This is a genomic window from Micromonospora mangrovicola (assembly GCF_047200535.1).
GTDB lineage: Bacteria > Actinomycetota > Actinomycetes > Mycobacteriales > Micromonosporaceae > Micromonospora.
On sequence record NZ_JBJZOG010000187.1, the window covers coordinates 1 to 5,941 of the forward strand.

Consider the following 5,941-nt stretch of genomic DNA (forward strand, 5'->3'; position numbering starts at 1 on the left):
GCGCTGACGCCGCCGGCTACCGTCCGGCGAGGAACAGCAGCGCGGCCGCCACCAGCCCCACCTCGACCAGGCCGACGAAGACCCGGTCGCTGATCCGGTCGACGATCCGCCGGCCCAGCCAGGCGCCGGCGAGGGTGGCGGGGGTCAGCGCCGCGCCGAGCAGCAGCACCTCCCGGCTGAGCAGGCCGGCGACGGCGTACCCGGCGGTCTTGGACAGGTGCAGGGTGAGCGCGGCGGCCGCCTCGGTGCCCACGTACGCGGCCCGGGTCAGCCCGTACGCGAGGAAGAACGGCGCGGTGAGTGGGCCGACGGAGCCCAGCAGCGCCGAGCCGAGGCCGGAGGCCGCGCCGACCGCGACGAAGGACCGTTCGCCGGGGCGGCCCGGCGGCCGGCCGAGACGTCGCCACGCCACCACGGCGAGCAGGAACACCCCGAGCAGCCGCTTCAGCGCGGCCAGCGGCGCGTGGGCCAGCAGCAGTGCCCCGAACAGCGCGAACGGTGCCGCTCCGAGGGCGAACCGGCCGACGAGCGGCCAACGCAGCTCCCGCCGGTTCAGCCAGGCCCGGGCGCCGTTGCTGGACAGTTGGGCGAGGGTGAGTACCGGTACCGCGACCCGTAACCCGAACAGGGCGGTGAAGACCGGCAGCAGCAGTACCCCGCCGCCGAAGCCGGTCACCGCGGAGAGCAGGGCCAGCAGGAACGCTGCCGCCGAGGCGGCCAGCAGCGTGCCGAGCATTCAGCGGCCGACCGGTTCGGCGCCGGCCGCCGGGCCGCCCGTGGCCGGGCCGAGCAGCCGCAGCAGTAGCCGCGGCTCGCCCGGCCACGCGTCGAGGAGCACCTGCCGGGGCACCTGCCGGCCGGCGTACCGCAGCGCCAGGGCCACCACCACGATGTCGTCGAGCGGGCCGATGACCGGCAGGAACTCGGGAATCAGGTCGATCGGGCTGGCCACCCACAGCCCGGCGAAAACGATGGCCGCCTTCGCCCGGCGCGGCACCCGCGGATCCTTGCGCAGCCGGCGCACCGTGGTGAGGCAGTCCGGGATGAACGACGCCAGATCCCGCAGGATGCCCGGCGGTAGCCGCCGGGCGAGCAGGACCAGCAGCGCCCAGCTGGCCAGCAGGCAGGCCACCGCGACACCGAGCCCGATCAGCCAGTCGCGCACGCCGGTGGTCCTTCCCACGGGATACGGGCCGTGTCCGCCGGCCCACCAGGAATGTACGCCGCGACGCCGCCGGCCGCCCGCCGGGAATGCGCCGCCGGCCGGCTGCGCTGAGCCGGTCGGAACCGGCGGATACGGTGGGTGCGGGAGGTGACGGCGGTGACGACTGGCTGGGAGGCGGCGGTCGAGGCGCAGATCCGGTCGGCCCAGGAGCGGGGTGAGTTCGACAACCTGCCCGGTGCCGGCAGGCCGATCCCGGGTCGGGACCTGCCCTACGACGAGTCGTGGTGGATCAAGAGCTTTCTGGAGCGGGAGCAGCTGCCGACCGACCTGCTGCTGCCCACCCCGCTGCAGCTGCGCCGCCGCGTCGAAGCGCTCCCCGACGAGGTACGGGACCTGCCCACCGAGGAGTCGGTGCGGGGGTACGTCGCCGACCTGAACGCGGGGATCGTGGCCTGGCTGCGTACCCCGACGGGCCCGCGCGTGGTGGTCCGCCCGGTCAACGTCGACGACGTCGTACGCCAGTGGCGGGGCGACCGGGAGCGGGCGGCGGCCGAACGCGTCACCGCTGCGGCCGCCACCGCCGCCCCGCAGGCTGCTTCCGCCGCCCCGGGCCGGCGGCGGCGCTGGCGGCTGCCCTGGCGACGGCGCTGAGCGTGCCGTCGTCGAAAGGACCACCACCCCGAGCCGGTGGTCCTTGCGACGACGGCGTGCGGGGTCAGGCGTCGGCTGCCGACGGCGGCCGGGAGGCCGGCAGCAGCAGCGCCGGCAGCACGGCGGCCAGCGTGAAGCCCAGCACCCACCAGAAGGTGGCCCCGAACGCGGCGGCTCGCCCGCCCGGGTCGAGCTGCCCGGGCGCGACGTGCGTGGCGAGCTGCCGCTGCACCACGACCGCGAGCACCGCGCCGCCGAAGGCCCCGCCGAGCTGCTGGAAGATCCGGATCGCGCTGGTCGCCCGGGGGATCGCCGGCCTCGGCAGCCCCCGGTACGGGCTGGCCAGCACGGGCACGATGGTGGCGCCCATGCCGACGCCGCTGACCACCAGCGCCGCGGCGAGCAGCAGCTGGCTGGTGTCGGCGGCGACCTGGGTGTACGCGAGGGTGCCGGCGGCGGCCAGCGCCAGGCCGGCCAGCACGATCGGCCGGGGGCCGATCCGGTCGGTGAGGCGTCCGGCGCCGACCAGACCGACCGCCATGCCGAGGCCCTGCGGGGCGAGCAGCAGCCCCGCGTGCAGGGCGGACGCGCCCCGCACCTGCTGCTGGTAGAGCGGCAGCAGGATGATCGCCCCGAAGAGGGCGATGCCGGAGAGGAACACCACCGCCGCGCAGGCGGCGAACGTCCGGCTGCCGAGCAGGCGCAGGTCGAGCAGCGGCTCGCGCCGGGTGCGCAGCGCGTGCAGGGTGAAGGCGACCAGCAGGGCGACCCCGAGGCTGAGCGCGACGAGCACTGCCGGGTCGTCGAACCGGCCGTGCCGGCCGGCCTCGGCGAGACCGTAGACCACGGCGGCGCAGCCGGGCGGCAGCAGGGCCAGGCCGAGCAGGTCCAGCGGCGCGGCGCCGGCGGGGCGGGCGTCGGGCAGTACCCGCCGGGCCAGCAGCAGTCCGGCCAGGCAGATCGGCACGTTGACGAAGAAGATCCAGCGCCAGCTCAGGTCGGTGACGATGAGGCCGCCGAGGACCGGGCCGAGGACCGGACCGAGCATGGCCGGGATGCCGATGGCGGCCATCACCCGGCCGAGCCGGTCGGGGCCGGCGGCCTGGGCAAGGATGGCCTGTGCCAGGGGTACGAGCATCCCGCCGCCGACGCCCTGCACGACCCGGAACGCGATGAGGCTGCCGGCCGACCAGGCGAGCCCGGACAGCAGCGATCCGACCAGGAACCCGGCGAGGCTGAACGTCCAGAGCGCCCGGGTGCCGAACCGGTCGGCGGCCCAGCCGGTCAGCGGGATCATCATGGTCATCGCCAGCAGGTAGCCGGTGCCGACCCACTGGATGGTGGAAAGGCCGGCGTCGAACTCCCGCAGCAGCGTGTTGACCGCGACGTTGGTCATGGTGGCGTCGAGCTGGACGGCGAACGCCCCCAGCATGATCACGCCGACGAGCCGGAGCAGGTCCGGCGGTATGCCCGGTGCGGGCGCCGGCGGCTGCACTGTCTGGTCCATTTCCGTATACTCCTCGACTCTGCGGTAAACACTTACTGCGGGATGCGGCGGAAGGCCCCCGCCCGTCCTCTTCGAGCGTGATCAGCGGCCCGGCGCGGGCCCGGTCATCCCGTCCAGCAACTGCCCGACCACCCGGTCCCGCAACGCGGGGGCTCCGGCGGACTCGGCCTCGGCCGCGAACGGGGGAGCGAAGATCTGCAACGCCACGACGGCGCCCATCGCGGTGGCGTACGCGACCTCGAACGGGCAGTCGGCCCGGAAGACCCCCTCCTGTTGACCGCGCTCGTAGAGCCCCCGGATGGCCTTCGGCAGCTGGTCGGCGGTGGGCAGGGACAGCAGGCGGGCCCCGCTGAGCGACTCGTGCAGCATCAGCGCGAGCAGCCGGGGACGGGCGCTCAGGATGTCGAAGAACCCGGCGAACGCCGTTCGCATCCCCTCGTACGGGTCGAGCGTGGCGGCCCGCTCCAGCACCGGCGCCCAAGCCGACCCCAGACCGGCCCGCTGCTCGTCGATGACCGCCGCATACAGCCCTTCCTTGCTCCCGAAGTGGTGGTAGATCATGCGCTCGTTGACGCCCGCGCGCTTCACGATCGCCTGGACTCGGGTGCCGTGCAGCCCGGTACGGGCGAACTCCTCCGCCGCGGCGTTGAGCAGCGCGGCCCGGCTGTCGGTCATGCAGTAAGTATTTACCGACGCCTTGTGGGTGGCAACCCCCATCTCAGTCGAGCGCCGCCCACCCCCATCGCAGTGAACCCACCCGGGCCGCACGGCCCCCGACCCTGCCCTCGTCCACCCTGTCCGGCCAGCCGGGGCGCCCGACGGTAAAGCGATGCCGACGAGGTCATCCGCGAGCCGATCGGGCAGGCCCTGCCCCGGATCGTCGCCGCCCTGCGCGAGAGCCGCCGGCCGGCCCCGGCCGGCTGAACGGGCCCGGCCCTCCGGGGACCGGGCCGACCCCGCGCCCGGTCGCTACCAGGGAAGCGGACCGTGCGCGTCGACGTAGCCGCCGGACGGGCCGTCGGGACTCACCTGCGCCATCCGGACGATGATCTCGGCGCCCTCCGCGACGGTCTGGACGCCGGTGTGTCCGTTCAGGTCCGTCGCGGTGTATCCGGGCTCCACCGCGTTGATCCGCATGCCGGGGAAAGCCTTGGCGTACTGCACCGTGATCATGTTGACCGCGGCCTTCGACGCCGGGTAGGCGACCCCCGGGTACGGGTGAGCCGGATCGCCGGGGTCGGTGACCCGGCTCAGTGAGGCGAGGCCGCTGCTCACGTTGACCACGACCGGGGCGGCGGAGCGCCGGAGCAGCGGCAGGAACGCGTGGGTGACCCGGACCAGGCCGAAGACGTTCGTCTCGAACACCGGTCGCATCAGGTCGGCGGTCGTCTCCTCGGCGCCGGCCACCCCGTTGTCGGCCGTGCGCGCTTCCACACCGGCGTTGTTGATCAGCACGTCCAGGCCGCCGGCGGCCTCGACGGTCCGGGCCGCGGCGGCGACGGAGGCGTCGTCGTTGACGTCGAGCAGGACGAGTCGAGCGCCCAGCCGCTGGGCGGCCCGCCCGCCACGGTGGGCGTCGCGGCTGCCGATCCAGACGTCGTGGCCTGCGGCGACGAGTCGACGGGCGGTCTCGAAGCCGAGGCCCTTGTTCGCTCCGGTGATCAGTGTTGTCGTCATGCGCCAAGGTTGCGGCCCCGCCGCGCGGTCACCCAGTCGTCCGGTCTTCCTGGGACCACGGGTACCAGGCAGCCCGGCGGGCACCGGAGCAGACTCGTGGACATGACGATGGGGGAGTTCGGGCCGGCGGTGCGCCGCTGGCGGGACCGGGTCCCACCCGAGGCTGCCGGGCTGCCCTCGGGCGGGCAGCGACGCGCACCGGGCCTGCGTCGCGAGGAGCTGGCCCTGTTGGCCGGAATCTCCGTGGACTACCTCACCCGGCTCGAACAGGGCCGCGCGTCCCACCCGTCGGCGCAGGTCGTCGAGGCGCTGGCCCGCGCGCTGCGGCTGTCGCGAACCGAGCGCGCGCACCTGTTCCGGCTGGCCGGGCTGGCGCCGCCCGGCCCGGAGACCGTGCCGGTCGAGATCACCCCGAGCGTGCAGCGGCTGCTGGACCGGCTGACCGGGACACCGGTCGCGGTCTACGACGCGTCCTGGACGCTGCTGCTGGCCAATCCGCCGTACGCGGCACTGATGGGCGATCCGTCGGGATGGCGGGGCAACCAGCGCAACGGCGTCTGGCGGAACTTCCTCGGCCCGGGCGGGGGCCGGGTCCGGCACACCCCGGAGTCCCTGCGCTCCTTCGAGACGGCGCTCGTGGCCGACCTGCGGGCGGCAGCCGACCGGTACCCCGCCGATCAGCGGCTGCGGCGGCTGGTCGCCGAGCTGCGGTCGGGCAGCCACCGGTTCGCCGAGCTGTGGGACTCCGGGGCGGTCGGCCGCCACGAGGCCGCGCGCAAGACGGTCGACCATCCGCAGGTGGGCACGCTGACCCTGGACTGTGACGTGCTGACCGTGGCGGGCAGCGATCTCCGCATCATGATCTACACGGCCGAGCCGGGCACCGAGGACGCCGAGCGGCTCGCCCTGCTCACCGTCCTCGGCACCCAGGCCCTCGCCAC

General features: G+C 74.8%; 7 protein-coding genes. 2 read left to right on the top strand and 5 right to left on the bottom strand.

Features of this window, described 5'->3' with window-relative positions; translation table 11 throughout:
- Positions 1-16: 16 nt before the first annotated feature.
- A complete protein-coding gene (locus ACL02O_RS33460) occupies positions 17-736 on the bottom strand; it encodes a sulfite exporter TauE/SafE family protein (RefSeq protein ID WP_412822188.1) in 720 nt (239 codons plus the stop codon).
- Entirely contained in the window at positions 737-1,165 is a 429-nt protein-coding gene (locus tag ACL02O_RS33465) for a YkvA family protein (protein ID WP_412822189.1), read from the bottom strand. It lies immediately after the preceding gene.
- Positions 1,166-1,321: 156 nt separating this feature from the next.
- Here ACL02O_RS33465 and ACL02O_RS33470 point away from each other — a divergent pair, with 156 nt between their 5' ends.
- Positions 1,322-1,816, top strand: a complete 495-nt coding sequence (locus ACL02O_RS33470; protein WP_412822190.1) for a DnaJ family domain-containing protein — start codon at positions 1,322-1,324, stop codon at positions 1,814-1,816.
- A gap of 64 nt (positions 1,817-1,880) precedes the next feature.
- On the opposite strand, the gene ACL02O_RS33475 is transcribed toward ACL02O_RS33470, so the two are convergent.
- The 3 genes from ACL02O_RS33475 to ACL02O_RS33485 form a co-directional block, all read right to left on the bottom strand.
- Complete coding sequence (locus ACL02O_RS33475) at positions 1,881-3,323, bottom strand: MDR family MFS transporter (protein ID WP_412822191.1); 1,443 nt, start codon at positions 3,321-3,323, stop codon at positions 1,881-1,883.
- A gap of 81 nt (positions 3,324-3,404) precedes the next feature.
- Entirely contained in the window at positions 3,405-3,998 is a 594-nt protein-coding gene (locus ACL02O_RS33480; RefSeq protein WP_412822192.1) for a TetR/AcrR family transcriptional regulator, read from the bottom strand.
- A gap of 294 nt (positions 3,999-4,292) precedes the next feature.
- Entirely contained in the window at positions 4,293-5,000 is a 708-nt protein-coding gene (locus ACL02O_RS33485; protein ID WP_412822193.1) for an SDR family NAD(P)-dependent oxidoreductase, read from the bottom strand.
- A gap of 102 nt (positions 5,001-5,102) precedes the next feature.
- Between ACL02O_RS33485 and ACL02O_RS33490 the strand changes: the two genes are divergently transcribed.
- Positions 5,103-5,941, top strand: an 839-nt coding sequence (locus ACL02O_RS33490; protein WP_412822194.1) for a helix-turn-helix transcriptional regulator, incomplete at its 3' end; no start/stop codon positions are given.

What these genes read in the sequence shown, in the direction of transcription:
- ACL02O_RS33460 (WP_412822188.1), bottom strand. Translation starts at nt 736, where the DNA reads ATGCTCGGCACGCTGCTGGCCGCCTCGGCGGCAGCGTTCCTGCTGGCC.
- ACL02O_RS33475 (WP_412822191.1), bottom strand. Translation starts at nt 3,323, where the DNA reads ATGGACCAGACAGTGCAGCCGCCGGCGCCCGCACCGGGCATACCGCCG.
- ACL02O_RS33480 (WP_412822192.1), bottom strand. Translation starts at nt 3,998, where the DNA reads ATGACCGACAGCCGGGCCGCGCTGCTCAACGCCGCGGCGGAGGAGTTC.
- ACL02O_RS33485 (WP_412822193.1), bottom strand. Translation starts at nt 5,000, where the DNA reads ATGACGACAACACTGATCACCGGAGCGAACAAGGGCCTCGGCTTCGAG.